General features: G+C 42.1%; 24 protein-coding genes. 16 read left to right on the top strand and 8 right to left on the bottom strand.

The features are described 5' to 3' along the window. Window positions 1-3 precede the first annotated feature (3 nt). From ACEQZT_RS15095 to ACEQZT_RS15085, 3 genes are read right to left on the bottom strand one after another with little or no spacing between them, the layout of a single operon-like run. Complete coding sequence (locus ACEQZT_RS15095) at window positions 4-792, bottom strand: rhomboid family intramembrane serine protease (protein ID WP_370090289.1); 789 nt, start codon at window positions 790-792, stop codon at window positions 4-6. 40 nt (window positions 793-832) lie between these two features. Next, window positions 833-2,653, bottom strand: a complete 1,821-nt coding sequence (gene mutL, locus ACEQZT_RS15090) for a DNA mismatch repair endonuclease MutL (protein WP_370090288.1) — start codon at window positions 2,651-2,653, stop codon at window positions 833-835. Beyond that, a complete protein-coding gene (locus ACEQZT_RS15085) occupies window positions 2,650-2,994 on the bottom strand; it encodes a hypothetical protein (RefSeq protein ID WP_370090287.1) in 345 nt (114 codons plus the stop codon). The genes mutL and ACEQZT_RS15085 overlap by 4 nt, the downstream gene beginning before the upstream one ends. Before the next feature lie 84 nt (window positions 2,995-3,078). On the opposite strand from ACEQZT_RS15085, the gene ACEQZT_RS15080 reads away from it, so the two are divergent. The 9 genes from ACEQZT_RS15080 to ACEQZT_RS15040 all read left to right on the top strand — a co-directional run bounded on the left by ACEQZT_RS15080 (window position 3,079) and on the right by ACEQZT_RS15040 (window position 14,105). Next, window positions 3,079-5,316 (top strand): serine hydrolase domain-containing protein, encoded by a 2,238-nt coding sequence (locus ACEQZT_RS15080; protein ID WP_370090286.1) that lies wholly within the window; start codon window positions 3,079-3,081, stop codon window positions 5,314-5,316. A gap of 58 nt (window positions 5,317-5,374) precedes the next feature. After that, window positions 5,375-6,520, top strand: a complete 1,146-nt coding sequence (bshA, locus tag ACEQZT_RS15075) for an N-acetyl-alpha-D-glucosaminyl L-malate synthase BshA (protein ID WP_370090285.1) — start codon at window positions 5,375-5,377, stop codon at window positions 6,518-6,520. A 108-nt stretch (window positions 6,521-6,628) separates the two neighbouring features. Then, window positions 6,629-7,183 carry a sterol desaturase family protein gene (locus ACEQZT_RS15070; protein WP_370090284.1) on the top strand — a complete coding sequence of 185 codons (555 nt, stop codon included), beginning with the start codon at window positions 6,629-6,631 and terminating at the stop codon, window positions 7,181-7,183. A gap of 261 nt (window positions 7,184-7,444) precedes the next feature. Continuing rightward, window positions 7,445-8,542 (top strand): VWA domain-containing protein, encoded by a 1,098-nt coding sequence (locus ACEQZT_RS15065; protein WP_370090283.1) that lies wholly within the window; start codon window positions 7,445-7,447, stop codon window positions 8,540-8,542. After that, window positions 8,542-10,047 carry a sigma 54-interacting transcriptional regulator gene (locus ACEQZT_RS15060; RefSeq protein ID WP_370090282.1) on the top strand — a complete coding sequence of 502 codons (1,506 nt, stop codon included), beginning with the start codon at window positions 8,542-8,544 and terminating at the stop codon, window positions 10,045-10,047. Before ACEQZT_RS15065 ends, ACEQZT_RS15060 begins: the two co-directional genes overlap by 1 nt. Next, window positions 10,037-10,684, top strand: a complete 648-nt coding sequence (locus ACEQZT_RS15055) for a helix-turn-helix domain-containing protein (RefSeq protein WP_370090281.1) — start codon at window positions 10,037-10,039, stop codon at window positions 10,682-10,684. The genes ACEQZT_RS15060 and ACEQZT_RS15055 overlap by 11 nt, the downstream gene beginning before the upstream one ends. Before the next feature lie 94 nt (window positions 10,685-10,778). Next, window positions 10,779-12,116, top strand: coding sequence for a PhoH family protein (locus ACEQZT_RS15050; RefSeq protein ID WP_370090280.1), 1,338 nt, complete (start codon window positions 10,779-10,781; stop codon window positions 12,114-12,116). A gap of 64 nt (window positions 12,117-12,180) precedes the next feature. Further along, window positions 12,181-12,843, top strand: coding sequence for an ABC transporter ATP-binding protein (locus ACEQZT_RS15045; protein ID WP_370090279.1), 663 nt, complete (start codon window positions 12,181-12,183; stop codon window positions 12,841-12,843). 92 nt (window positions 12,844-12,935) lie between these two features. Further along, window positions 12,936-14,105: a mechanosensitive ion channel gene (locus tag ACEQZT_RS15040; RefSeq protein WP_370090278.1), complete on the top strand. Its 1,170-nt coding sequence runs from the start codon at window positions 12,936-12,938 to the stop codon at window positions 14,103-14,105. A 56-nt stretch (window positions 14,106-14,161) separates the two neighbouring features. Here the strand turns inward: ACEQZT_RS15040 and ACEQZT_RS15035 are convergent, their stop codons facing one another. After that, the gene (locus ACEQZT_RS15035) at window positions 14,162-14,341 is read right to left on the bottom strand and encodes a hypothetical protein (protein ID WP_370090277.1); all 180 of its coding nucleotides are present in this window, start codon (window positions 14,339-14,341) and stop codon (window positions 14,162-14,164) included. 102 nt (window positions 14,342-14,443) lie between these two features. Here ACEQZT_RS15035 and ACEQZT_RS15030 point away from each other — a divergent pair, with 102 nt between their 5' ends. The 7 genes from ACEQZT_RS15030 to ACEQZT_RS15000 all read left to right on the top strand — a co-directional run bounded on the left by ACEQZT_RS15030 (window position 14,444) and on the right by ACEQZT_RS15000 (window position 21,354). Then, window positions 14,444-15,895, top strand: a complete 1,452-nt coding sequence (locus ACEQZT_RS15030) for a BatD family protein (RefSeq protein WP_370090276.1) — start codon at window positions 14,444-14,446, stop codon at window positions 15,893-15,895. Between the two features lie 4 nt (window positions 15,896-15,899). Then, window positions 15,900-16,982: a chorismate synthase gene (gene aroC, locus ACEQZT_RS15025; RefSeq protein ID WP_370090275.1), complete on the top strand. Its 1,083-nt coding sequence runs from the start codon at window positions 15,900-15,902 to the stop codon at window positions 16,980-16,982. Window positions 16,983-17,018: 36 nt separating this feature from the next. Continuing rightward, a complete protein-coding gene (locus ACEQZT_RS15020; RefSeq protein ID WP_370090274.1) occupies window positions 17,019-18,335 on the top strand; it encodes a dicarboxylate/amino acid:cation symporter in 1,317 nt (438 codons plus the stop codon). Window positions 18,336-18,342: 7 nt separating this feature from the next. Next, complete coding sequence (locus ACEQZT_RS15015) at window positions 18,343-19,755, top strand: dicarboxylate/amino acid:cation symporter (protein ID WP_370090273.1); 1,413 nt, start codon at window positions 18,343-18,345, stop codon at window positions 19,753-19,755. Between the two features lie 220 nt (window positions 19,756-19,975). Next, window positions 19,976-20,563, top strand: coding sequence for a NifU family protein (locus ACEQZT_RS15010; protein WP_370090272.1), 588 nt, complete (start codon window positions 19,976-19,978; stop codon window positions 20,561-20,563). A gap of 30 nt (window positions 20,564-20,593) precedes the next feature. Beyond that, window positions 20,594-21,088 (top strand): YciI family protein, encoded by a 495-nt coding sequence (locus ACEQZT_RS15005; RefSeq protein WP_370090271.1) that lies wholly within the window; start codon window positions 20,594-20,596, stop codon window positions 21,086-21,088. Continuing rightward, entirely contained in the window at window positions 21,085-21,354 is a 270-nt protein-coding gene (locus tag ACEQZT_RS15000; protein WP_370090270.1) for an acylphosphatase, read from the top strand. The genes ACEQZT_RS15005 and ACEQZT_RS15000 overlap by 4 nt, the downstream gene beginning before the upstream one ends. Window position 21,355: 1 nt before the next feature. Here the strand turns inward: ACEQZT_RS15000 and ACEQZT_RS14995 are convergent, their stop codons facing one another. The 4 genes from ACEQZT_RS14995 to ACEQZT_RS14980 all read right to left on the bottom strand — a co-directional run bounded on the left by ACEQZT_RS14995 (window position 21,356) and on the right by ACEQZT_RS14980 (window position 26,594). Next, window positions 21,356-22,321, bottom strand: coding sequence for an endonuclease/exonuclease/phosphatase family protein (locus tag ACEQZT_RS14995; protein WP_370090269.1), 966 nt, complete (start codon window positions 22,319-22,321; stop codon window positions 21,356-21,358). Window positions 22,322-22,387: 66 nt separating this feature from the next. Continuing rightward, a complete protein-coding gene (locus ACEQZT_RS14990) occupies window positions 22,388-23,119 on the bottom strand; it encodes a hypothetical protein (protein WP_370090268.1) in 732 nt (243 codons plus the stop codon). Window positions 23,120-23,238: 119 nt separating this feature from the next. Then, window positions 23,239-26,220 carry a protein translocase subunit SecDF gene (gene secDF, locus ACEQZT_RS14985; protein WP_370090267.1) on the bottom strand — a complete coding sequence of 994 codons (2,982 nt, stop codon included), beginning with the start codon at window positions 26,218-26,220 and terminating at the stop codon, window positions 23,239-23,241. Between the two features lie 83 nt (window positions 26,221-26,303). Continuing rightward, a complete protein-coding gene (locus ACEQZT_RS14980) occupies window positions 26,304-26,594 on the bottom strand; it encodes a hypothetical protein (RefSeq protein ID WP_370090266.1) in 291 nt (96 codons plus the stop codon). Window positions 26,595-26,634: the final 40 nt, after the last annotated feature.

Raw genomic sequence — 26,634 nt, 5'->3', positions numbered from 1 at the left:
CACTTAATAAAACTTTCGGGTATCATTTTTCCAGAATTTCAACAAAATAAAAGCAATTAGCATTCCACTCAGGTGAGCAAGGTGAGCCACATTGTCTCCAGGCGTTCGGTTAAACTCTGCATAGAGCTCATACATCGCATAGAAAAAGACCAGATACTTAGCTTTTATGGGGATGGGCGGAAAGAGTAAAAACAGCTCGGTATTGGGGAATAGGAAGGCAAACGCAAACAAAATCCCAAACACAGCTCCGGAGGCACCCACCATGTTGCCATTGGTAACTACCCCGTTATAAATACTTCTAACAGCAGCAATCGTTTCCTGTTCATATGCAGGATTGTCATAATACAGGTCTAGCAACTCTGCACCTCTCGCTACATTAATAAATGATTTATTATCCAAAATAAATCTCTCAAAGGCTTCAGGGCTTGGATTTTCCATGTATGCCTCGGCAGCATTCTTTAGCGGCAACTTTTCGATAGCATCAGCAGCACCATAAAGTATACCAGCACCTATCCCGCAGACCAGATAGAATATCAGAAAACGCTTAGATCCCCATACCATCTCCAGCATTGGAGCAAAAACAAGTACCGCTATCATATTGCCAAACAGGTGCCACATGCCACCATGAAGCCACATGTAAGTCAGGAACTGGTAGGGAGCAAACTCGGAAGAGTAAACTACCCTTAGCCCAAACCAATCGTTGAGCGGTAGTCTTAGCACAGACGAGAGTAGCAATATTGCCACATTGATGATCAAAATATTTTTTGCTACCGGGGTGAGTCTCCTAAACACTGCGAATTAACTTTTTTATTTTCTATTTATTTTTTTAGCCCTACTTCCTAAACCACTCATTTATTTGCTCTAAGCTAACCAAAACATACGTGGGATTGCCATCCGGGGTATAATTTGGCTGAGCACATGCAAACAACCGATCCATCAGGTGATCCATCTCTTCTTCCTTCAGTTTACCACACCGATTTCCCGCTGTACGTTTAGCTAGTGCACGAGCCAGGCTTTCATTCTTCGGAAGGTCCAGTTTTTCGGCATTAAACTTATACTGCTCTATTAGACCTTCAAAGACCTCCTTTTCGTTGCATGGTGCCAGCTCAGAGGGGATTCCTTGTATCACAATCATACTTTCACCCATCTGTTCGAATTCAAAGCCCAGCTGATTGATCTCCTGCTTCAGCCCCATGGTCAATGCAAAATCTGAAGGATTAAGCGCGACCTGTTGAGGAAACATGCACGATTGTGAAGTACCTGATCCCGATTTCATCGATCGCTGATACTGCTCAAACAAGATCCTTTCCAGAGCTGAGACCTTATCCAGCACGACCATTCCGCTCTTCACCTGCCGAAGCAAATAACGTCCGTGGAGGTGATATGTTGGTTTTTTTTCTTCCGTTTCCACGGGCTGGTTCATGGAGCTGGAAAAGGTGGTTTGCACCACGCGCTCTTTCTCTGCTTCCTCGATCGTGGCAATCTCCTCCTGAGTTGCTGAGGCGTATAGTTCATTCAATTTATCCAGACGCTCCTGATTACTTTCCAATGACCTGAACGACCCATAATCTCTATCTTTTTGAGATTTAATCGATTGGCTTTCTCTTTGAATATTCAAGTGCTCAAAGCTGACATCTGCTGAAAAATCCAATGAGGGGGTGACATTAAAAGAAGCCAGTGCCTGCCTTACAGCAGAATTGATAACCCCATACAGCATTCGATCATCATCAAACTTCACCTCCGTTTTCGTCGGGTGCACATTGATATCTACATGTACAGGATCAATGTCAATGAAAAGCACATAGAAGGGGAAATAGTCTTCTTTGAGCAAGCCCTCATATGCTCGAACCACAGCATGATTCAGATAGCTGTTTTTAATGAATCGATTGTTGATAAAAAAGAATTGCTCGCCTCTCGTTTTCTTGGCATTTTCAGGCTTACCAATGTATCCAGTGATTTTTACCAGATCCGTTTCCTCGGCACAGGGCACAAGCTGCTGCTGATAGTTTTTTCCAAAAAGCTGCACGATTCGTTTGCTGAGCTTCCCGGCATCCAGTTTGTAAGTTTCAAGATCATTTTGAACCATCGTAAAAGCTACCTCCGGATTGGCCAGAGCCACGCGCTGAAACTCGTCATTGATGTGACGAAGCTCCACAGGATTGGACTTTAGGAAATTTCTTCGGGCGGGTACATTGTAAAACAAATTCTTTACGGAAATAGAAGTGCCCTGATTGTAAGCAATCGGTTCCTGGCTTTTTACTTCTGAGGATTCAATGATGAGTTGGGTTCCGAGCTCATCATCCTGATGTTTGGTTTTTAACTCCACCTGGGCAACTGCTGCTATTGAAGCCATAGCTTCTCCGCGGAAACCCAGCGTACGAATTTTAAATAAATCTTCGGAGGTTCGGATTTTGGAAGTAGCATGCCGCTCAAAACTCATGCGAGCATCGGTTCCACTCATTCCACAGCCATTATCCACCACCTGGATAAGCGCTTTCCCTGCATCTTTTACTATGAGCTTGATGGAGGTTGCTCCGGCATCTACACTATTTTCCAGCATCTCCTTTACCACTGAGGCAGGCCGCTGCACCACCTCACCCGCTGCTATCTGATTGGCTATGCTATCCGGTAATAAGTGAATGACATCACTCATCTTTTTCTTTTCAATGTTTTGAGGCGATAGATTAGGTATATCGGGAGCATGATCCAAAGTAGGTAGTAGAAAACTTCATTACCAAACTGAAGCCATCCCAACACCATCAAACCCAGTAAGGCTGCTATTCCCAGCTGGATCATAGAAGTGGCTGGAGCAGATTTAGCTTTTCTTTTAAAGTTGATCTTGGTAGCTCGATATTCGCCGGTTTCTTTCCCTTCCATCTGCTCTTTTATGCGCTCGGTTCGCTCCTTGATTTCCTCCTTCACCGGATCATAGTAGCGTGGCTGTATTCGAAACTGCTGATGTTTTGGTAGACGAAAAAGTGAAGGAAATCGCATTGGGTATAGTTATTGGTCGAATGTTGTCTTAATTGAACACGACATCAATTAAAAATTGTTCAAATTTAAGATTAATTGCTGTTTATGAGAGTTTATATCCGAATAGTATTTGTACTTCTGTTCGTGCCTGTTTTTGCAAATGATGTAGAAAACAGGGAGGAGGTATGGATAGACGGCAATTCTTTTTACAAATCGATCAAGCATCAAAAACAATCCACGCTTTATTTTGAAAGATGGTCTGATTTTATCACCCAGTTTTTGGAAGATGAAGACTACTATGTGGCGCTTCAATTGAGCGAGACCTTCGATCCTCTGCCTACAGATGGTATTACCCTTCCAAGTTTACGAACCCTGGCCGCAATTGGTGATCAGGATTTAAGAAAGGATTACTATCGATTTCTTGAAAGTTTTGGACGGGCGAATGGCATTCATCACATGGTGCTACCGGATTCCACAGGCTTTTCAAAGTATGAACGAGAGGTAATTCGTGAAGCCGGATCACATTCCCCGTTCTATTTTTTAAGTCACTCATTTTTATCTCACTCTCTACCCGAATCAAAGCGGGAGTTTGAAAATGAAGCCGAAGAAAAACCAACCATTTGGATTGCAGACCAGGATGAGAGCACAAAAAAGCTGAACAGATGGGGAAATAAGCTGAGTGACGATAGTCGGTTTTCATTTTATGCACAGCTCAGGGAATCTAAGAAAGTGGAGTTTATCCCAGCTTATGAGCTCCCTTTTTCGCTAGCTCGTTCACTTTATACCTCAAGCATTGCAGCGATTGATGGCGATCAAAGGCTACCAATTAGATCCAAGGTGATTTCTTATCTGGGCACAGATCACAACCTTAAAGCCAGACTTCAAAAATATGCTCAGGTTTTAGAGCACCGGGTGGATGGTGTGATCGCCATCGTGGATCAAAGGCATGGACATAGTGCAACTGAGAGTGGTGATATAGTCATCAAAAAAAGGATGAGTTCGGAGGATCTATCTGCTCTGATTATTCCGGATATAGATTTGATCGGTCAGGATGCCATCATCGCAAAGATGCTCTTTGGGGCGGAAGGGATAAGCGGGAGAGTAGAACACCCCAATGCGAGACAAATCCCAAATCAAAAATTCATTGGATATACTGATCCCTTTTGGGAAGGAATGGATGACCTTCACCTTCAATGGGTCGATTCACTGGCTACTGTTGCCATTCGAAAATTTGCTACTCCGGGGATGCAGCTGGCAGTGGTAAAAAATGGCTCATTGGTCATAGAAAAAGCATACGGACATTTCACCTATGACAGCCTTCAGCCAGTCACTACCAACACGATTTACGACATTGCCTCCATTACCAAAGTGGTTGGAACATTGCCTGCAGTTGCTTTATTAGTTGATCAGGGACGAATTCACCTTGATGACTCAGTAAGTATGTACCTGCCGGAGTTTAGCAAATCCAACAAATCACAAGTAACCATTCGGCAGTTGCTTGCCCACAATGCAGGGTTGCTGTCGTATGTGCCTTTTTGGAGTATGATGATGGATGGGGATCGATTGGATGCATTTTATTACAAAACTCCTGAAGATGAGGCCAATGATATCCGAACCTATGGATTGGAGCCGCACCCAAGTATGCTGGATTCATTGAAGAGTTTCATTGTAAGATCGAAGCTTATTAAAAACCCTGGAGAATACAACTACAGTGATTTGGGGTTTATGATCCTTCATTTGCTTGTAGAGAAAGTTTCAGGGATGTCGTTTGATCAATTTTTGGCTCTTAACTTCTATCAACCTATGGGCCTGACAAACACTTACTTCAATCCAAAATCTGCTGGAATAAGTTTCAGAAATATCGCTCCTACTGAGTATGATATGCGATACAGAAACTATCAGGTATGGGGCGAAGTACACGATCGAAATGCGTTGGTTTTTGGAGGGGTGGCCGGTCATGCCGGGCTTTTTTCCAATGCCACAGATCTGGCTAAAATGATGTCCATGTTTATGAACGGTGGCTACTATGGAGGAAAGAGTTATTTATCAAAAGAAACCCTTGATCAATTTAACTTCAGGCACTTTGAAAACAATCGCAGAGGGCTTGGATGGGATAAGAAAGACGGCAAAAAGGACTCGGCATCTTCGCTGACAAGTGATCGAAGCTTCGGCCACACAGGATTTACTGGTACGATGGTATGGGCAGATCCAGACGAGGATTTAATCTTCGTGTTTCTATCAAACAGAATCTATCCTGACGCTAACAACTGGAAATTAGGAGAGCTCAATACCCGAACCCAAATGCACGATGTGATTTATCAATCGCTCAAAAATTCACCATAACCGAAACTTATTCTTTCTTGCATTGGTTTAAAACCCTTGAAGAAAATAACCTAATTAAATGAAGGTAGGAATTGTATGTTATCCCACGTATGGGGGAAGTGGAGTGGTAGCCACAGAATTAGGCAAAGCACTGGCTAAAAAGGGTCATGAAATTCATTTCATCACCTATTCACAGCCTACCAGACTCGATTTCTTCAATCCAAATCTTTACTATCATGAAGTAAGCGTAAAGTCTTATCCCCTTTTTCAGTATCCACCGTATGAGCTTGCGCTAGCCAGCAAAATGGTAGATGTGGTTATTAATGAGAAGCTGGATTTGCTGCATGTGCATTATGCGGTTCCCCATGCTTCGGCTGCCTACATGGCCCAGCAGATTTTGAAAACAAAGGGATATGAAATTCCTTTTATCACAACACTCCACGGTACGGATATCACAATTGTAGGGAAAGATGCTACAAACGAGCCTGTAGTGACTTTTTCAATCAACCAGTCTGATGGAGTTACGGCCGTTTCCGATGATCTCAAAAACGACACACTTGAACATTTTGATGTAACTGTACCAATAGAGGTTATCCCAAACTTCATTGATCTGGAGCGATTTAAAAAGCAACCTAAAGAGCACTTTAAAAAAGCAATTTGTCCAAATGATGAAAAGCTGGTGGTTCATACTTCCAACTTCAGAAAAGTGAAGCGAGTGGATGATGTGCTGAAAGTGTTTTGCGAGCTTCGAAAGGTGGTGCCATCCAAGTTACTATTGATCGGGGATGGTCCGGAAAGAAAGAAAATGGAAGACATGGCTCGCGAAATCTGCACCGAGGACATCCGGTTTTTAGGAAAGCTGGAAGCAGTGGAGGAGGTATTGTCTGTCAGTGATTTATTTCTGATGACATCAGAAAAGGAAAGTTTCGGCCTGGCTGCATTGGAAGCTATGGCCTGTGAAGTGCCGGTTATATCATCAAATGCGGGAGGTCTCCCTGAGCTAAACAATGAGGGAGTATCGGGATACGTCTGTGATGTTGGGGATATTGATGCGATGGTGGAGCGAGCCATCCACATTTTGGACAATGGCAATCTTGAAACTTTCAAAAAGGGAGCGCTTGCCAGAGCTCAGGAGTTTGATGTAAATAACATATTGCCGAAATACGAGGATTACTATCAATCCGTTTTAGAGAAACATAAAAATTCATTATCAAAGAGTTTGTGAAAAATTAGGGTTTCTTTTCCCTAATTTTGCCGTCAATTAAACAAAGCGATGGAACTTAAGAATAAACCACATACTAAAGGAACTAAAGCTCTCTTCAAGAATAAATTTATGGAGAGGCTTACTAGAACGCATATTGCAATTCCGCTGGTTGTGTTCTCAGTGATATCTACAGGCCTGATGATTTATGGTTTTCAGGAATCATTTCTCACCACAACCAATGCAATCCTTCTATTTGTAGGAGGGTTTATGTCTTTCACTTTGGTGGAGTATGTAATGCACCGATTTGTTTTTCACCTAACCCCCACTACTGAAAAAAGAGAAAAATTTGCTTATACGGTACACGGTGTTCATCACGACTATCCGAAGGATAAGGATCGTCTGGCTATGCCCATTCCACTTAGTCTGACTCTTTCTACTGGATTCTTCTTCCTTTTCCAGCTAATCATGGGAACCAATGTATTTGGATTCTTGCCAGGATTTTTGATGGGTTATTCGGCATATCTATGGGTACACTATATGGTGCATGCATTTCAGCCACCTAAAAATTTCTGGAAGGTTCTATGGGTGCATCATGGCATCCATCATTATAAAGATCCGGGAAATGCATTTGGAGTTTCATCTCCATTTTGGGACATGGTTTTTGGCACCATGCCTAAGAAATAGTGATTATTCTTTCTTTTTCTTCTTAGCTTTTTCCTTAGCTTCTTTTGCTTTTCGTTTTTCTGGCGATGCGGGTTCTAGTGTGGCTTTGAATAAAAAATCCCTAGTGCCCCAAAAAAGATTGGAGATTAATGAAGCGAATATGGGTCTTCTGCCGGGCATTACTGATGAATATCTAACGTTAATTTAACGGAAAAAATTCTCATTTCATTATTCCCAGCAGTTTGGAAATCATTCTTCTCGGTTTTTAGTTAAGTTAATGCTATGATCGGATACCGATTTACTGAATTCATTCCGGAGAAGAATCCAGAGCAAAATGCATTTGACAATTTGCTCAATATTTTTCTACAGCTCTTGGTCATTACCTCTGGAGATGTCAATGAAGCATTGAGTTGGCTCACCAACCTGGATCGTGAGCACGGAATCTCCACTTCAGATTATGGAATTGGAGATTTTATTGATGATCTGAGAAACAAAGGCTACATCGATGATAAAAACGAAAGAGGTGAGCTGCGAATTACTTCTAAAAGTGAGCAGGAAATTAGAAAAAGTGCGCTGGAGGAAATTTTCGGTAAACTGAAAAAGTCTGGGAAAGGCAATCACAAAACAAATCATACTGGGTCAGGTGATGAGATCACCTCAGACTTTCGTGAGTTTCAGTTTGGCGATTCTTTGGAGCAAATTGAAATGACTGAAAGCATACGAAATGCGCAAATCAATCATGGTCTTAATGATTTAACTCTTACGGAAAACGATCTGGAAATACGTGAGCGTGAATTCAAGACGCAAACATCCACGGTACTTATGATCGATATAAGCCACTCGATGATTCTGTACGGGGAGGATCGGATTACCCCGGCCAAGAAGGTGGCTATGGCATTGGCAGAGTTGGTCAAACGAAAATATCCTAAAGACACTCTGGATGTAATAGTGTTTGGGAATGATGCCTGGCAGATAGAAGTGAAGGATTTGCCCTACCTGAATGTTGGCCCTTATCACACCAATACAGTTGCAGGATTGGAGTTGGCGATGGATTTGCTTCGCAGACGGAAGAATAAAAACAAGCAGATTTTCATGATCACAGATGGTAAACCGACCTGCTTGAAAGAAGGCATCAAATACTACAAGAATAGCTTTGGGTTGGATCCCAAAATTCTAAATAAGACATTGAACCTTGCAGCCCAGTGTCGCAGGATCAATATCCCTATCACCACCTTTATGATTGCTTCAGACCCATACTTGCAGGAATTTGTCAGAGAGTTTACAGAAGTAAACAATGGCAATGCCTACTACAGCAGCTTGCAGGGCTTGGGTAATCTCATTTTTGAAGACTATAGACGAAACAGAAGAAAGAATCTTTAATGCAATACAAAGACATTAGCACCGAACAACAGCTTGCCATTCGTACCCTTGGCCAACTTAAAAAGAGTGGGTATAAGTCACAATCCATAAAAGAAGAACTTAGAGCCAATCTGATTAAATCAAAGAAAGAAGGCAAGAACATCTTTGAGGGAATCTGGGGATATGAAGACACAGTTATCCCGGACGTGGAGCGAGCTATTCTTTCCAGACACAATATCAACTTTCTGGGACTAAGAGGGCAAGCTAAAACCAGGATGGCCAGAATGATGACCCGCTTGCTTGATGAATACATTCCTGTCATAGAAGGAGCGCCATTAAATGACGATCCACTCAACCCAATCTCAAAGCTAGCAAGGGATAAAGTAGCAGAATTTGGCGATGACACCACAATAGGCTGGATGCATAGGGACGAACGTTACACGGAAAAGCTGGCAACTCCAGATGTGACCATTGCGGACTTGATTGGAGATGTAGATCCAATCAAAGCTGCGAGTTTGAAACTACCCTATTCAGACGAGCGAGTAATTCACTTTGGACTTGTGCCTCGATCTCATCGGGGTATTTTCGTTATCAATGAACTGCCTGATCTACAGGCTAGAATTCAGGTGGCCCTTTTCAATATTCTACAGGAAGGCGATATTCAGATTCGGGGATTTAAACTCAGAATGCCGCTGGATGTTCAATTTATATTCACGGCCAATCCAGAAGATTATACAAACAGAGGGTCAATAGTGACTCCTCTTAAAGATCGAATTGACAGTCAGATTATCACTCACTACCCGTCCTCTATCGAGATTGGCAAGAAAATTACCGGCCAGGAGGCCGTGCTAGCCAAGGAACAGCAAGAAGGTGTGGAGGTGTTCGACCTTGCTAAAGATTTGATTGAGCAGATTGCCATGGAAGCAAGGGAAAGCGAATATGTGGATGCTAAAAGTGGGGTGTCTGCCAGACTAACTATTTCAGCTTATGAGAATCTGGTGAGTGCTTGTGAGCGAAGAATGTTGATGAGCGGTGAAGAAAAGACCAGTGTACGTGTCACCGATTTTATTGGAGTCATTCCGGCTATTACAGGTAAAGTGGAGCTTGTCTACGAAGGAGAGCAAGAGGGGCCGGGCATTGTAGCCAATAACCTCGTTGGTAAAGCCATCCGCTCACAATTCATCAATTACTTCCCAGATCCTGAAAAAGAACGGAAAAAGGAAAAAGGAAATCCGTATGAGCCAATTAAAGAGTGGTTTGAAAAAGGGAACATGGTAGATTTGACCTTTGATGCTAAGCAGAAGGAATATCATAAAGAGCTGAAAAACATTCCTGGGCTGGAGGAGCTTGTAAATAAATATCAGAAAACATCCCACGAAGGATTCAAGTACTTTCTGATGGAATTCGCGTTATTCGGATTGGCAGAATACAGTATGCTCAGCAAGCATCAGCTGGAGCAGGGGATGCAATTCAAAGATTTGTTTACAAGCATGTTTTCCATGCCAGAAATGGGGGATGATGAATGAGAGAGCTAAAGAGGTACTCAAGCTAATCCGAGGAGGAGAAAGCCAATTTGTAGAATTTAAAAAGAAGGCAGCACACCCTGAAAAAATCATCAGGGAGGTGGTGGCTTTTGCCAATGCAAACGGCGGACACCTTTTTATCGGTGTGAATGATGATGGCACACTGGCAGGATTAAAATATCCAGAAGATGAAGAGTATGTCCTCACAAAAGCTATCCAAGAACTTTGTAGACCTGCTGTATCATTTAAAGTGGAATTGCTTCAGATAAAGGACGTAGAAATTCTGCATTACCACATCTCTGAAAGTGAGAACAAACCACATTTTGCTTTTTTAGAAAAGAAGCACAGATATGGTAAGGCGTTCGTTCGTGTAGCCGATCACTCAATACAAGCCAGCTACGAGGTACGGCAGATTTTGAAAAAAAGTAAGAGAATAAATAGGCCCATTGAGATTGAAGAAAAAACAATGGAATTGTTCAAGTATTTTGAAAGTCACCCGGGCATTACCCTTAACGAATACACTCAATTAAGTGGGCTAAATAAAAAGCTTGCTTCTAACAAGTTAATTCATCTGGCTTTATCCGGTGCTTTAAAAATTGAGCCAAAAGAAGGTGGCGATATTTTCCTGCCGACCGAATAATTTTATTCAAATTCCTGAGGTTTCACTTCTTTTTTTCAGGTGAAACTCCAATATTACGGATGATCCTTTTTGGAAATGTAAACCACACATTCGCATGGCAAAAACCACCAAGCAGAAGAAGATTTTCGTACTCGACACTTCGGTCATCCTTTATTCACATGATTCCATCTTAAATTTCGCAGAGCATGATGTTGGGCTCCCCATCACAGTGTTAGAAGAGCTGGATCAGTTTAAAAAAGGAAACGATACCAAAAACTTCGAGGCACGAGAGTTTATTCGATTGCTTGATCGGTTGGCCAAGGATCATAGCTTGCAAGACTGGATTCCCCTGAACGGAAAAACTAAGGGCTGCTTCAAAGTTATCATGGACTCTGACAGCACCATTGATGCCACTCAAATCTTCAATGATGGAAAGAATGACCACCGTATTTTAAATGCGGCACTTACCGTAAAAGAGCAGGAACCAAAGCGGAAAGTAATTCTGGTTTCCAAGGACATCAACTTGAGACTGAAGGCAAAATCACTCGAACTTCCAGCAGAAGATTATGAGACTGGCAAAATCAAGAACGTAAATACGCTCACCACTGGAAAGACAGAGCTGGAGGATATCAACTCAGAGCACATCGATGAGCTGTTCAAAAAGAATGTGATTGACCGAAAGAAGATCTTGGTGAGGAAGAAATTCCCTGCTAATAATTACTTCATTCTCAAGAGCGAGAAAAACTCGGTGCTAGGCTATTACAATCCAACGGAGGATACGGTGGAGAAGGTGGAAAAGCAAATGGTGTATGGGATAAAGCCTAAAAATGCTGAGCAAACATTCGCCATGCACGCTATGCTAAACCCTGAAATAAAGCTGGTTAGTATCAATGGTGTAGCTGGAACAGGAAAGACACTTTTGGCTCTGGCCTCTGCTCTGGAGCAGCGAAGAAATTTCAAGCAGATATATCTGGCACGACCGATTGTGCCATTGAGCAATAAAGACATTGGTTATTTGCCAGGAGATATCAAATCAAAATTGAATCCCTATATGGAGCCACTTTGGGATAACCTGAAGTTTATCCAGCACCAATTCCGGGAAAACGACAAAGAATTTACCCGGATCACCGACATGGTAAATCAGGAAAAATTGATGATTACACCACTGGCATATATCAGAGGGCGTAGTTTATCCAATATTTTCTTTATTGTGGATGAAGCTCAAAACCTGACGCCACATGAGGTAAAAACCATTATCACAAGAGCAGGAGAAAATACCAAGATTATTTTCACAGGAGACATTTACCAGATTGATACACCATATCTGGATTCCCAATCCAATGGGCTTTCCTATTTGATTGACCGGATAAAAGATCATCCAATGTTTGCTCACATCACCCTTGAAAAAGGTGAGCGATCAGAGTTGGCCAATCTGGCAAATGAGCTGCTTTGATGCGGATAGTGCATCCAAATTCAAATGATTTCGTTAGGTTTAGTTTGTCAAAAAACTCAAATAAATGATCAACCTAAAAGACGTAAGTAAATTCATTGAATCTAAGTACCAAAGAACCTTTATTTTGAAGGGCGTGGACTTGGAAATCAAGCAGGGAGAATTCGTAAGTATAATGGGGCCTTCCGGATCAGGAAAGTCCACTTTGTTAAATATCATTGGCATGCTGGATAAACCATCCGAGGGTGAATATTACTTCATGGATGAACCTGTGCATAAGCTCAGAGAAAAGCGCATTTCACGAATTCATAAAGAGCACATAGGATTCATTTTCCAGGCCTACCACCTGATTGACGAACTCACTGTTTACGAAAACATCGAAACACCTTTAATCTACCGTGGCGTAAAAGGAAAAGAGCGGGCAAGCATGATTGCAGAAATGCTCGACCGATTCAACATGGTAGCTAAAAAAGATCTTTTTCCTGAGCAACTTTCCGGTGGTCAGCAGCAGCTGGTTGGTGTGGTCAGAGCCATCATTGGAAAACCCCAACTACTTCTGGCTGATGAACCTACCGGAAATCTTCATTCTTCTCAAGGTGAAGAGGTGATGGATGTGCTAAAGCAGCTTCACAAAGAAGGCATGACGATCGTTCAGGTAACACATAATGAGAAATTTGCTGAATATGGCTCCAGAATCATTCAGCTGGAGGATGGCAGAGTGATGGATTAATCAAATACATCAGGTATTACAGTTGGTTACCAAAATGTCTATCTTTGGATTAAGAGAAGATTATTTTTAACAAAACCAATTTAACCATGAATATGCCTGATTACGTTGAGCGATTGATACACACCATTAGTGACTCACTACCGGGAGTAGTAGGCGCTATTGTTGTATTAATTGTAGGTTGGCTATTTGCAATACTTATCAGAAAAGTAGTGCACGGCCTAATGAAGAAAACAGAATGGGATGAGCGCCTTCTGGGGAATACCATTCTAGACACCAATAAGTTTATTGCCAATCTGGTGTATTACATCCTGATGCTAATCATACTCTTGATTGTGTTGGAGATGCTCGGCGTAAGCTATGTGCTGGATCCTATCAGAAATATGCTGAATGAGTTCTTGGGATTCATTCCAAATATTCTTGCTGGTTGTGCGATCATATTCATTGGTTACATCATTGCAAAGTTCATTTCGAATCTGGTGAAAATGGCCGGAAGTTTCTTTGATCGCCTGGCCAACAATATGGGCTTCAAGGAGACTGACAAACTAGTTCATTTTATTCAACAGGTTGTTTTCATTGTTATCTTCATTCCATTCATCATCCAGGGGCTGAATGCGCTTCATCTGGAGGCAATTACCAACCCCGCCAATAACGTGTTGCATCAAATGCTCGATTCTGTTCCGAATATCATCGGAGCAATATTGATCATTTCAATTTTCGTGGTAGGAGGTCGCTTTATCACCTCTTTTGTAAAGGATTTGCTGGCTAATGTTGGAATAGATAAGCTTATTGAAAAGCTTCAGTTGAAATCAGTGCTTGGTAAGCAGAAGCTTTCAACTATCGTTGCAAACATCATCTTTTTCTTCATGGTTTTCTTTGGAGTGATCTCTGGTGTTGAGATGCTTGGACTGGATCGATTGGCTGAGGTACTTCATACTATCCTAAATCTTTCCGGTAATGTTCTTTTCGGGTTGATCATTTTGGTAATGGGGAATTTCCTTGCATCGATCATTTTCAAATCCATGAATAACAACGGAGAAAATTCATTCGTAGCAGGAATTGCCCGGGTGGCAATCATTGGTTTATTTCTTGCCATCGCCTTGCGAACCATGGGCATTGCAAACAGTATCGTAGAACTGGCTTTCGGACTCACACTAGGTGCTATAGCAGTTGCTGTCGCTTTGTCGTATGGGCTTGGTGGACGTGAAGCTGCCGGAAAGCATATGGAGCAAATTCTAAAGAAATTTCAGAGTAAGAAGAAATAAAAATTTGACATAGAAAAGGAAAGCCCCGACTTAATCTAAGTCGGGGCTTTTTTTATTTAGGCAAAGCATTTGGCCAGTATAGGTTGATACTGCCTTCCAAATTGTTGATAACACCACTCTTTGAGTTGATACACTTCGTCAGGAACCAGAGATTTGATCGCCTTCCTCAGCTCTTTCTCAAATAGCCGTTTATCAAAGCTCACTTTCGATAAAATAGTTTTAAAGTACTCTAGCATGTGAATAATTGTTAATGATCAAACCCACACCTTAAATTTGGCGTTGGGACTGACAAGTGATTAATTATAACATTTAGTTTGAGTAAAAAATTTGCGGCTGCTATGAAATTAACGAACAAGTTTTTGATAGGTTGTGCTATCGTCTTAGTATCTGCTACAAATATTTTCGCCCAGGATGTTTCCATCAAGTTAGGCGAAAATGAGATAGGTGTCAATCAGTATTTTACCGTAACTATTCAGGTAGAAAATGATCGGTTGAAGCAGTATAGTGACTTCCCAAATATTGAAGGATTTATAAAAAGAGGTACTTCTTCGTCAACAACCACAAACTACGTAAACGGACGAATGTCCTCAACGCAGAGCCTGACACAAAACTATCAGGCAAGTGATAAGGGCACTTTCCTTCTGGAACCATTTTTCATGACCATCAATGGGAAAGAAATAAAATCCGAGGGTACTCAGATTGTTGTAGGTGAAGCTGTCCAGCGCCAGGCTCGCCAGTCACCGTTTGGGAGAGATCCTTTCGAGGATATGTTTGGCAGCAGGTCAGAACCGGAAGAGTTTGTGGATATTAAAGCAGATGCTTTCGTTGCACTTTCGCTTGATAAAGACGAAGTTTATGTAGGCGAAGGATTTACTGCAACGCTCGCCTTCTATGTGGCTGAATCGAACAGAGCGGAGATGCGATTCTATGATTTGGCAAACCAGATTACTGAAATTGTAAAAACAGTAAAGCCCGGCAATTGCTGGGAGGAGAATTTTAGCATCGATCAAATTTCCGGTGATCCGGTGACGATTGCTAACAGAAAGTACACCCGATATAAAATCTATCAAACAGCCTATTATCCTCTGACACTTCAGGATATTCAATTCCCTTCCATTGGACTAAAAATGATAAAATATAAGGTAGCCAAGAACCCATCTTTTTTTGGAAGAAACCGCCAGGAAGACTATCAGACATTTTATTCGAAAGAGAAGAGCGTGAAGGTGAAACAGCTTCCTCCTCACCCATTGAGAGATCAGGTAGCGGTGGGGAATTATCAGCTGGATGAAAAACTGAGCACACAAAGTTTAGCTACCGGTCAAAGCTTCAATTACTCTTTTAATATTATGGGTGAAGGCAACATTAGCGCCATCGAAGCACCGAATCCAAACGGAGGTGATGAGTTTGACTTTTACGCTCCAAACGTAACTCAGCAGGTCAATAGAGCAGGGGGCAAAGTAAAGGGTGTGAAAAGCTATGATTTTTATGGGATACCAAGTGAGCCCGGTGAGTACAAGCTTTCAGATTTTTTTTCATGGGTGTTTTTCAATCCAACCACAGACTCCTACGATACATTAAAGTCTAAATACACACTTAATGTCACTGGTGAAAGTCGAAAGAACTTATCCATTGCCTCGAATGACCTTGGGGATTTCTATGATGAGATTTCCAGAGCAGACAATGACCTGAAAGCTCTGGACGGAAATGATTGGGTTACCATCTTAGTTAATATCTTTATCGTTTTAACTCTGGGCTTCACAACCTATCTGCTGTTTAAAAAGACAGCATAGTCGCATGAGCAATACTTTAGGAAACATTTTCAAGATTACCTCTTTTGGTGAGTCTCATGGGACAGGCGTTGGTGTCGTTATCGATGGTTGCCCTGCCGGAATAGAGCTTGACGCTGATTACATTCAGTCAGAGCTTGATCGAAGGAAGCCGGGCCAATCAAAAATCACAACGCAACGAAAAGAACCAGATGGTTTCGAATTTCTGTCAGGAGTCTTTGAAGGCAAGTCCACAGGAGCGCCCATTACCATTTTGATCAAAAACCAAGATCAGAAAAGTAAGGATTACGATCATATAAAAGATATTTATCGACCATCCCATGCTGATTTCACTTATCAGGAGAAATATGGAATCAGAGACTATCGAGGTGGAGGACGAAGCTCTGCAAGGATTACAGCAGGGTGGGTTGCCGCAGGAGCTATTGCAAAGTTGATACTCAATCAAGTTGACATTTCATGCCATGCATACGTCTCTCAGGTGGGAGAGTTGAAACTTGGAAAAGGCCACAAAGAACTCGATCTATCAAAAACAGAAACCAATGCAGTTAGATGTCCGGATGAGAAAATGGCAGAGCAGATGTTTGATCTTATTGATCAGGTGAGAAAGGAAAGAGATACGATTGGCGGAGTGGTAACAGGTGTTGTCCAGGGTGTTCCGAAGGGTTTGGGTGAGCCTCTTTTCGATAAGCTAAACGCTGCTCTAGGTCATGCTATGCTTTCCATCAATGCTGTCAAAGGGTTTGAACTGGGCAGTGGGTTTGAAGGAGTGAAGATGAGTGGCTCAGCGCACAATGACATCATCCAAAATAAAGAAGGAAAAATTCAAACAGCCACAAACCATTCCGGAGGCATCCAGGGAGGGATCACAAACGGAGAAGACATCTTTTTCAATGTGGCTTTCAAGCCAGTGGCGACCATCATGCAAGATCAACCGTCCATTGATAAAGACGGAAATGAAGCTACAGCGACTGGCAAAGGACGTCATGACCCATGTGTAGTACCCCGCGCCGTGCCAATTGTGGAGGCAATGTCGGCTCTTGTCATGATAGATTTCTATTTATTGGCTCAAACCAATAAATTGCGAGGCTAACACATTAGCTACAAGTACCTAACTTGAAAATATCAGATGATTAAAAGGTTACCCCTGCACACCAAGATCTTGATAGGAATGACACTTGGGTTGGTTTTTGGAATGATTTGTATCCAATTTCCAAGCCTATCAGGATTCACAATCGATTATATCAAACCTATAGGAACCATCTTCATTCGAGGATTGAAAATGATTGCCGTTCCACTTGTTTTGGCTTCTCTGATTATCGGTGTTGCCAACATTGGCGACATATCAAAACTTACGAGAATGGGAGGTAAGACACTTCTGATATTTATCGTAACCACTATCATTTCCATCACTATTGGGCTATCAATTGTTGCGATTGTAAAGCCTGGGCACAAGCTGCCAGAAGAGACCCGCACCAACCTGATGGAACTTTACGATACCAACGCAGCAGGTAAGATAGATTTTGCAGAGCAGGTGAAATCCAGAGGCCCACTGCAGCCGCTTGTGGACATGGTTCCTGATAATATTTTTCTCGCCACCACCAGCAATAGCGCTATGCTACAGGTCGTGTTCTTTGCGATTATTATTGGAATAGCGCTTTTGAAAGTGCCGAAAGAAAAAGGTGCTCCGGTTATAGCATTTTTCGATGGCCTCAATGACGTCATTGTCAAAGTAGTGGAGTTTATCATGCTCATTGCTCCATATGGAGTATTTGGTTTGATTGCATCCTTGATGATTGAAATAGCTGGCGATGACCCGAGCAAAGCATGGGAGCTACTTTACGCACTTCTGTGGTATTCCTTGACTGTGATCGCAGGGATGCTTATCATGATGGTAGCCATCTATCCATTGTTGCTTAAAATGTTTTCAACCGTAAATGTTTTAGATTTTTTCAAAGGGATGCGCCCTGCCATGCTCCTGGGATTTAGTACCAGCTCCAGTACTGCCACACTCCCGGTGACAATGGAAAGAGTGGAAAAACACTTAGGCGTTTCCGAGGAGGTAGCGAGTTTTGTTTTGCCGCTCGGAGCGACCATAAATATGAATGGTACAAGCCTTTATCAGGGCGTTTCAGCGATCTTCATTGCACAGGCATTGGGCTTGGATTTATCACTTGGTTCACAATTGATGATTGTCCTAACGGCCACATTGGCAGCTGTCGGTACCGCTGGGGTTCCGGGAGCAGGTTTAGTTATGCTCGTAATCGTGCTTGAAGCTGTTGGCATACCAGCAGCCGGAATTGCATTGATCATGGCACCTGAGCGAATATTAGACATGATCAGAACGATGATCAATATCAGTGGGGATGCAGCAGTGTCGGTTGTTGTGGCGTCATCGGAAAATGCCATTGATAAAGAAGTGATTAAAGAGCACGTAAATGACTAAATATTCAATGAAGAAATTACCTCTACATACCAAAATTGTTATAGGCTTAGTGTTGGGAGTTATTTGGGCGTTTGCATCAAGTTCTCTGGGCTGGAATGAATTTACGATTAATTGGATTGACCCCTTCGGTACCATATTTATTAGGCTGTTGAAGTTCATTGCGGTACCTCTGGTTCTATTTTCCATCATCAATGGCATCTCAGGATTGAGTGATGTCTCAAGCCTTGGTAGACTTGGAGCTAAAACTATATTTGCCTACATGATCACTACTTTTTTAGCGATTGGAGTAGGACTTCTTTTTGTAAATGTGATAAAGCCGGGCTCACATGTAGATGAGACACAGCGAATAAAAAACAGGCTTTCTTACGAGATATGGTTGCAAGACAACAACATGGGGCTTTCACAGGATGGTAAGTCCTTTTTGTCTGATCCGGAATACAATAAGTTTTTGACAGAAGCTCAATCCGAGCGAGAGATGTCTGAGCAGGAGCGTAAAAATCTGGAAGACAAGATGGCAAAAGCTGAAGAGACTAAAGAAAGCTCGCCACTGCAATTTGTTGTGGATATGGTACCGGAGAATATCATTCTCTCCATATCCAATAATCAGCTAATGCTGCAGGTAATTTTCTTTGCTATCTTTTTCGGCGTTACCATCGTGTTGTTACCAAAGGAAACGGTGGCGCCTGTGGTTGGTTTTGTTGATGCGGTCAATTCCGTCTTTCTGAAAATGGTGGATATTGTGATGAAGGCAGCACCTTTCTTCGTTTTCGCACTATTGGCGGGTGTGGTAGCCAAGATGGCCGATACTCCTGCGGAGGTTTTTGAAATCTTCTTAGGCCTTGGATCTTATTCTCTAACCCTGCTGGGCGGATTGTTTTTTGTGGTATTCGTGATGTACCCGCTCATTCTTAAAATTTTAACTAAAGATTTCTCTTACACAGGATTTTTCAAGAAGATGAGTCCGGCACAGTTCCTGGCTTTTTCTACCAGTTCCAGTGCGGCTACACTTCCGGTGACCATGGAGTGTGTGGAAAAAGGACTAGGGGTGCCTAGGAAAATATCAAGTTTCGTCCTTCCAATTGGTGCCACGGTGAATATGGACGGTACCAGCCTTCATCAGGCTGTTGCGGTAATTTTCATGGCTCAGCTTCACTTCATCGACCTGACCATCGGACAGCAGTTGACCATTGTACTCACAGCTTCGCTAGCTTCTATTGGAGCGGCGGCAGTTCCTAGCGCAGGACTGATTATGATGATCGTGGTTCTACAGTCTGTAGGATTAAACCCAGCTTGGGTCGCAATTATATTTCCGGTTGACAGATTTCTGGATATGTGCAGAACGGTGGTGAATGTTACTGGTGATGCCACAGTATCTACACTCATTGCTAAGTCAGAAGGAGAATTGACTCCTGTAGACTAAGCAAGTATCAGCATTGATATCAAAATGGATAAGCCTAACACGACTGCTGTAAGGGCTCCAAGGTAAATTGTAATGTGTGATTTTTTAGTAACCATAACTTGTCTGATTTAGGGTGATAAATAACGATTATAGAAGTATGGTAACTATCTAACGAATAACCCTCACTTCACTTTCGAACTTTTCTACGAACTTTGCAATTGTATTGCTAAACATGGAGACTATGCAGACGACTCAGGAACCCAGAGTGGTGAATATTTATACAGAATCAAACCCCAACCCCAACTCTCTCAAGTTTGTGGTGAATTTTATGTTGATGCCGGAAGGGATCAGCAGAGACTATCCAAATGTAGAGGCTACAAAGGAGGCGCCTTTAGCTAAGGCACTGTTTGAAAATTTTGATTTCGTTACCGGAGTTTTCTATATGAGCAACTTCATCACCGTTACGAAAAAGGAAGAAACAGATTGGTTTGAAGTGAAAGCTGGTGTTCAGCAGTTCATCAAAGATTTTCTTACTAAAGGGAATGATATTATCACTGAAGAAATTAAGGATAATATTGATGAAGAACTTACGGGTGATGATGCTGAGGCCAAGATCAAGGGTGTACTTGAAGAATACATCAAACCGGCTGTAGAGATGGATGGCGGAGCGATAAAGCTAGCCTCATACAAGGATGGGGTTGTTACTGTAACGCTGCAGGGATCATGCAGTGGCTGCCCTTCTTCAACTATAACGCTTAAGAACGGCATTGAAAATCTGCTGAAGCGGATGGTACCCGAAGTAAAAGAAGTGGTTGCAGAAGAGGGCTGATTTGTTGAAATTGGGAAAAACTTATTTCCCATGAAAAACATCATTCTACTTTCATTAATTGTTTTAGGTATTGTAGCATGCGATAATTCGCCTAATGCTGCTATGATGGATGAAGCGACAACAGAATCAGGTGAGCTTGGAGGATACGACTCCTTACTTGCTATGGAAACTGGTGCGGATGACTATGGCATGCGAAGATATGTGATGGCTCTTCTGAAAGAGGGCCCAAACCGAGATCAGGATTCTACTGAAGCAGCTCAGCTCCAAAGAGCGCATTTGGATAATATTACTCGCATGGCAGAAGAAGGAAAACTGGTGATGGCTGGGCCCTTTTTTGATAATTGGGAGGTGAAGGGAATCTACATTTTTGCTGTCGAAACCATAGAGGAAGCGGAAGAATTGACCAAAACAGATCCGGCGATTCAGGCAGGTAGGTTGGTGATGGAGCTTCACCCATGGTATGGAAGTGCTGCGCTGATGAAAGCAGGAGAGATGCATGCAAAGCTGGCCAAAAAGTCGATATGATTGCTTATCGTATACAGGTCGTTGGGAAGGTGCAGGGTGTGTTCTTCAGAGCTTCTACAAAAGGAAAAGCTGATGATCTGGGATTAAAAGGTTGGGTCAGGAATGAGCCTGATGGAAGTGTGTTGATAGTTGCGGAAGGCTCAAGGGAGAAGCTTGAGATTTTTAAGGAGTGGTGTGAACATGGGCCTCAGTTTGCAAGGGTTGAAAAAGTGCATTGTGAGGAAGTCACAACTGAAAACTTTCAGGGTTTCCGAATAACCTATTGATTTACTTTTCTCCTAGCATAAAAGAGATGGGGAGGTGATCACTATATCCATTCAGATTTGGTTTTTCCTGACCAAAACGAACGGGAGTGTCGTACCTTCCTGACACCATCCCATCAAAGATTTCGAGTTTTACAGAAGACTCCTCCAGAACATATTTTCCTGATTTTTTTGCAATTCCTTTCCCAACCATAAACTGATCTATCATCATGGGTGAACCGCTATAGACATAGCTTGCTTTTCGTTGGCCAAGCAAAGGCCACATTAGATTATACAGATAGGGATTTCTTCCGTAAACCACCTTATCCCGATCCATTACACTTTGAGCATAATCCGTGAGGGACCTATTAAATGGCTCGTCATTAAAGTCACCCATCACCACTATGGCAGCATCATTACCTTTCACCTCCTGTATCCTTTCTATAAAATAGCTCAGTGTTTCTCCTGTAATGATTCTATATGGCTCAGATTCATATTGGCCAGCCGAACGTGACGGCCAGTGATTGCCTACAAGTATGATTTCGTTTCCAGTAGCCTGACTCACGACAGTGGCCTGAACTATTTCTCTGGTTGGATATCTTTTCACTACAGTATGATGGAAGAACTCATTTGAGTTGAAAGTGTACCTGTTCTGGTCATAGATAAACGCCACATCAATACCACGCTTATCTCCCATGTCGTGATGAATGATGCCATAATTTCTCCCACTTTGGAGGCTATTGATCAGGAGATTTAAAACATGAGCATTTTCAACCTCACATACCCCGAGAATGTCCGGCCCCAAGCCATTGTTCATCTGATTGATGACTGAGGCTAATTGTGTAATTTTTCTCGAGAGTACCTCAGGGGTCCAGTTTTTAAGATCTGCCTGAATTTTTCTTTTCAGATCATCTGGTCTTCGTGAAAGAGGTGCGTCCTTTTCATCAAATAGATTTTCAAGGTTCCACCAGGAAATGTAGTGAGTATGCATGATTGGTGAATGTTTGATTAAAGTTCACCAATACCTCTTTGAAAGACAATACCCAGAAAGGGGTAATTATTTTGTGAAATTCGTTACTTGAGCAGAGGATAAGTTATTAGCGTCTACCAGATTCACATCGGTTCCTATTTCAATAGATGTTGATTTCCAGTCAAATCGAGTAGGCTCAATGGATTTTAGAGGTAGTCCTTTTTCGAGCAGCGTGAGTGCCACGATTTTAATATCCTCGATTCTTACGTCATTGCCGTAATAGAGAACATTACTGCCAAGCCCTGCCGTTTCATTGGCTTCTTTTTCGTGGATGTAGTAGCCAAGCTCTTTTAAAGCATATACTTTGTCTCCATCCTGATCATGCCTGTAGTACCTAATTACCACGTCTTCCCTAAGCTGTCCTGCTGGAAGTTTTGCAATAATTGGAGCGAGATAATTATTCTTTAAAAAGGCCAATGATTCGTCAGAGTTAACTGCCCTGGATTTCTTTTCTACTGGTTTTTCTTCCTCAAAACCAGCGCTCTCCACAATTGGCGCAGCATCCTTGGTAGAATCCGTTTTTGTCTCTTCAACTACAAGAGGAGTGGTTTTTGAGTCTTCCTTTTTGTCATCAGCAGCGCTCAAAACAGGTTTTGCAGTTTGTTCAGTAGCCTTGGCTACTTTGGTTTCAATAGGTTTAGAAAAGCTGGCTTTTTTGTTTTTAGTATACTTCTCTGCATCGAAAGCTGTAACCTGAAGGAGTTTGATTATTCCGATGAAAATCAGCGCCAAAATGGCATAGACTGGATACTTGCCCATTGATTAATTGTGATTGGTTCCATGAATTTAAAGAAAATACTAATGTGGCACAAAAAAGCCCCCATCCACAATATGTGAAAATGGGGGCTTTTACCGATCTACAGGATCGTACTAAATACCTAGTTCTTCTTCTTGTTCAGGTCAACTACGATTGGTGTAGCAATGAAAATGGAAGAATAAGTACCCACGATGATACCTACTAGCAAGGCGAAAGAAAAGCCCTGAAGTACCGCACCACCGAACAAGAACAGGATGATTACCACAATCAATGTTGTGATTGAAGTAATAAATGTTCTGCTGATTGTATTGTTAAGTGATTCGTTGAAAACAGGGATAAGCTCTGATCCAGATTTGATACCCATATTTTCCCTGATTCTATCGAATACTACCACCGTATCATTGATAGAGTAACCGATGATGGTCAATATTGCGGCCACAAACACTTGATCTGCCTCAAATGAAACGCCGAACATATTTGCAATGGCAAAGGCTGAAAGCACAAACAGCGTATCGTGGAACAATGCGATGATTGCCCCAAGTCCAAACTGCCACTTTCTAAATCGGAATACGATGTAGATGAAGATACAAATCAGTGCAAATACAGCAGATTTGTACGATGAGTTTTTAATATCATCAGCAATCGTTGCTCCAACCTTGGATGAGCTTGAAATAGTAAAGTTGCCATCGCTCAACTGTGCTCCATCAGCTATGTAAGTAAGTCCGGTGCTCTCAGATAGACCTTTGATTAGCTCGTCTCTAACCTGAGCATCCGCATCATCACTTTCATCATCTATTTTAAATGAAGTTGTCACTTTTAGAATATTTGGTGCACCAAAGGTTTTTACCTCAGTACCCGCATTTTCGAAATAATTATTTAGGGATGTTTTGATTTCGGTAGGGCTCTTAGCCTCATCGAATGTGATCACATAAGATCTACCACCTTTGAAATCAACACCCAGCGTTATGCCTTTCGTAATCATTGCCACTATTCCAATTCCAATGAAAATAGTGCTGAATAGGTAAGCAAATTTTCGCTTGCTTAGAAAGTCAAAATTCAGATTCGTAAGCGCATTTTTAGAAAAAGCATTCGCAAAGGTCAGCTTAGAGTTATCTCCTTTTTTGGAGAATGCTTCTACGATAACTCTTGTGATGAATACGGCACTGAAGAATGAACATACTATACCGATCATTAGTGTAATCGCAAATCCTTTTACAGGCCCCTGACCCAATGTGAACAGAATAAGTCCAACGATTAGTGTTGTCACATTCGCATCAAAAATCGACCAGTATGCTTTTGAATATCCCGAAGAAATCGCTGCTTTTAGTCCAGAGCCATTTCTAAGCTCTTCTTTGATTCTTTCGAAGATAAGTACGTTGGCATCAATGGCCATACCGATGGTAAGAACAATACCTGCAATACCTGGTAGTGTAAGCGAGGTTCCGAACTGTGCGAGAATACCCATGATGAAGAAGACGTTGAAGAATAGAGCCAGATTGGCAATCAAGCCTCCTTTAGCGTAGTAAACCACCATGAAGATGATCACGATGACCAAACCAAGAATAATCGAGTTCAGTCCCTGATCCTGTGCCACCTTACCCAAGGTCGGTCCTACTACTACATCCTCAACGATTGTTGTAGGAGCTGGTAGTGATCCTGCTTTTAGGATGTTAGCAAGGTCTTTAGCTTCTTCAATAGTTTGGAATCCGCCTGAAATTGATGAACTACCGTTCGGAATTTCACCTCTTACATACGGTGCAGAGAACACATAATTGTCCAATACAATGGCAATTCGCTGGCCGATATTTTCTCGTGTCATTTTACCCCAAACTCTGGAGCCAGTTGCATTCATTTGCATAGAAACCTCTGGCTCAGCTCGCTCATTCAAGGATGCAGTCGCACTTGAAATGGTCTCCCCAGTCAATGTAGCCTTACCACTTCTGTTGGTTCTGATAGGATACAGTTCCAAAAGGTCTGGGCCAGTAAGGTCTTCTCCTTTATCCTTTGGCTGCACATCCCATAGAAATTTCATTGTTGCAGGAATCACTGCTTGCACATCTTCGCGCTCAAGAATACGGTTGATCTGGGCAGTGTCTTTCACATTGTAAATCAACCCTCCGAATTGAGGGGCATTGACCATAAGATCGAAAAGGGGAGAATTTCTGGTGCTGATTAAAGAATCTAGTTGTGCTTTTTGAAGCGAGTCAGACTCATCAGTTACCAATGAATCAGCTGGATCACCTCCTAATAAAGCCGTGATGTCATCTTTTGTTTGCTGCTCTTCTTCTGTGATTGACTGAGATGGATTTTTCTTCATCTCCTCAACAATCAAAGAGTTAATAGAGACAAGAACAGGTGCTACCTCTTGTTGCTGGTGCACTTCCCAGAATTCAAGCTTAGCCACTCCCTGAAGTAACTTTCTTACTCGCTGTGGATTGTCCACCCCCGGCAACTCTATTTGGATTCTGCCTGTACCCTGAAGCCTTTGGATGTTTGGCTGTGAAGTACCAAATCGATCAATTCTTGTTCTTAAGATATTGAATGAACGATCGATTGCACTTTCTACCTCTGTATTGATGATATCAAGAATTTCAGCATCGGTGCTTTGAAGGCTTATCCTTCCTCTATTAGCTGCTGTAGCAAAAATCTGAGCAAGCTCTTTTCCAGGTGCTCGCTCTTTAAACACTCGATAGAATTCTGAAACAAAATTTAGCTGAGTGCCTCTTACATTCTGTTTAGCTTGATCTAGTGCAGCTAGGAAATCAGCATCTCCGCTGTTTCCGCTCAAACCTTTCACTATATCGATAGGTGAAACTTCAAGGGTAACGTGCATTCCACCTTGCAAATCAAGACCAAGATTGAGCTCGGTTTCCTTGATTTCTTTAAATGTGTAGTCAATACCAAGGAGATTGTAAACGGGTTCGTTCCAGATGGAATCAAGATACCGTTGTTTCTCCACTACGTTTGTGCTGCCATCACTATCCTGTGTAGCTTCAATAGCCTGTTTTTGGATGTTTTGTGAGATGTAAGTAAATGACAAATAATAGATACAGAGCAATGAGATCAGTATCGTTAGGAAAACTATAAATCCTTTGTTTTTCATTTTGTATTAAGGTTTTGCTGTTTGAAACAGCGATTTTTCTAAATGTTTTGATTGATGTAATTACTTGCTTGGGTCAAGTAATCTCAGGGAGCATTTGGAGATATAATTCTCCTAAAGAGTACCTTCAAAGCCTTTTGTGCCGATGGTAATACCACTTTGGCATCCGGAGCTTTCTCTTTTTCCAGATCCTGATAAAAAACCTCTGTAAGTAGATATGATTGATAGTCTAGGTTTATTTGAAGTGAACTGGAAGGTACCGCAGCTGATTTGGTAACCTGCTGCTTTTCTTCTTGTTCGGTATCGGATTGTTCTTGCTTGTCCTCAATTGGCTGTGGAACAATAGTGGCCTGTGTTAGCACAAACAAGGCTATCATTACGCCAAACAAGGCTTGCAAAAATTTTGTCGATATGAAC

This window comes from Ekhidna sp. (genome assembly GCF_964218185.1).
GTDB lineage: Bacteria > Bacteroidota > Bacteroidia > Cytophagales > Cyclobacteriaceae > Ekhidna.
The sequence above is the reverse complement of the archived record's forward strand: the minus strand, read 5'-3'. Positions and strand labels throughout refer to the sequence as shown.

Coding starts and splice junctions, on each gene's coding strand:
- secDF (WP_370090267.1), bottom strand. CDS start 26,220: ATGAAAAACAAAGGATTTATAGTTTTCCTAACGATACTGATCTCATTG.
- ACEQZT_RS15085 (WP_370090287.1), bottom strand. CDS start 2,994: ATGCGATTTCCTTCACTTTTTCGTCTACCAAAACATCAGCAGTTTCGA.
- ACEQZT_RS14995 (WP_370090269.1), bottom strand. CDS start 22,321: ATGCATACTCACTACATTTCCTGGTGGAACCTTGAAAATCTATTTGAT.
- ACEQZT_RS15055 (WP_370090281.1), top strand. CDS start 10,037: ATGATGAATGAGAGAGCTAAAGAGGTACTCAAGCTAATCCGAGGAGGA.
- bshA (WP_370090285.1), top strand. CDS start 5,375: ATGAAGGTAGGAATTGTATGTTATCCCACGTATGGGGGAAGTGGAGTG.
- ACEQZT_RS15070 (WP_370090284.1), top strand. CDS start 6,629: ATGGAGAGGCTTACTAGAACGCATATTGCAATTCCGCTGGTTGTGTTC.
- ACEQZT_RS15065 (WP_370090283.1), top strand. CDS start 7,445: ATGATCGGATACCGATTTACTGAATTCATTCCGGAGAAGAATCCAGAG.
- ACEQZT_RS15005 (WP_370090271.1), top strand. CDS start 20,594: ATGAAAAACATCATTCTACTTTCATTAATTGTTTTAGGTATTGTAGCA.
- ACEQZT_RS15020 (WP_370090274.1), top strand. CDS start 17,019: ATGATTAAAAGGTTACCCCTGCACACCAAGATCTTGATAGGAATGACA.
- ACEQZT_RS15015 (WP_370090273.1), top strand. CDS start 18,343: ATGAAGAAATTACCTCTACATACCAAAATTGTTATAGGCTTAGTGTTG.
- ACEQZT_RS15060 (WP_370090282.1), top strand. CDS start 8,542: ATGCAATACAAAGACATTAGCACCGAACAACAGCTTGCCATTCGTACC.
- ACEQZT_RS15045 (WP_370090279.1), top strand. CDS start 12,181: ATGATCAACCTAAAAGACGTAAGTAAATTCATTGAATCTAAGTACCAA.
- mutL (WP_370090288.1), bottom strand. CDS start 2,653: ATGAGTGATGTCATTCACTTATTACCGGATAGCATAGCCAATCAGATA.
- ACEQZT_RS15050 (WP_370090280.1), top strand. CDS start 10,779: ATGGCAAAAACCACCAAGCAGAAGAAGATTTTCGTACTCGACACTTCG.
- ACEQZT_RS14990 (WP_370090268.1), bottom strand. CDS start 23,119: ATGGGCAAGTATCCAGTCTATGCCATTTTGGCGCTGATTTTCATCGGA.
- ACEQZT_RS15030 (WP_370090276.1), top strand. CDS start 14,444: ATGAAATTAACGAACAAGTTTTTGATAGGTTGTGCTATCGTCTTAGTA.
- aroC (WP_370090275.1), top strand. CDS start 15,900: ATGAGCAATACTTTAGGAAACATTTTCAAGATTACCTCTTTTGGTGAG.
- ACEQZT_RS15010 (WP_370090272.1), top strand. CDS start 19,976: ATGCAGACGACTCAGGAACCCAGAGTGGTGAATATTTATACAGAATCA.
- ACEQZT_RS15035 (WP_370090277.1), bottom strand. CDS start 14,341: ATGCTAGAGTACTTTAAAACTATTTTATCGAAAGTGAGCTTTGATAAA.
- ACEQZT_RS15080 (WP_370090286.1), top strand. CDS start 3,079: ATGAGAGTTTATATCCGAATAGTATTTGTACTTCTGTTCGTGCCTGTT.
- ACEQZT_RS14980 (WP_370090266.1), bottom strand. CDS start 26,594: ATGATAGCCTTGTTTGTGCTAACACAGGCCACTATTGTTCCACAGCCA.
- ACEQZT_RS15040 (WP_370090278.1), top strand. CDS start 12,936: ATGCCTGATTACGTTGAGCGATTGATACACACCATTAGTGACTCACTA.
- ACEQZT_RS15000 (WP_370090270.1), top strand. CDS start 21,085: ATGATTGCTTATCGTATACAGGTCGTTGGGAAGGTGCAGGGTGTGTTC.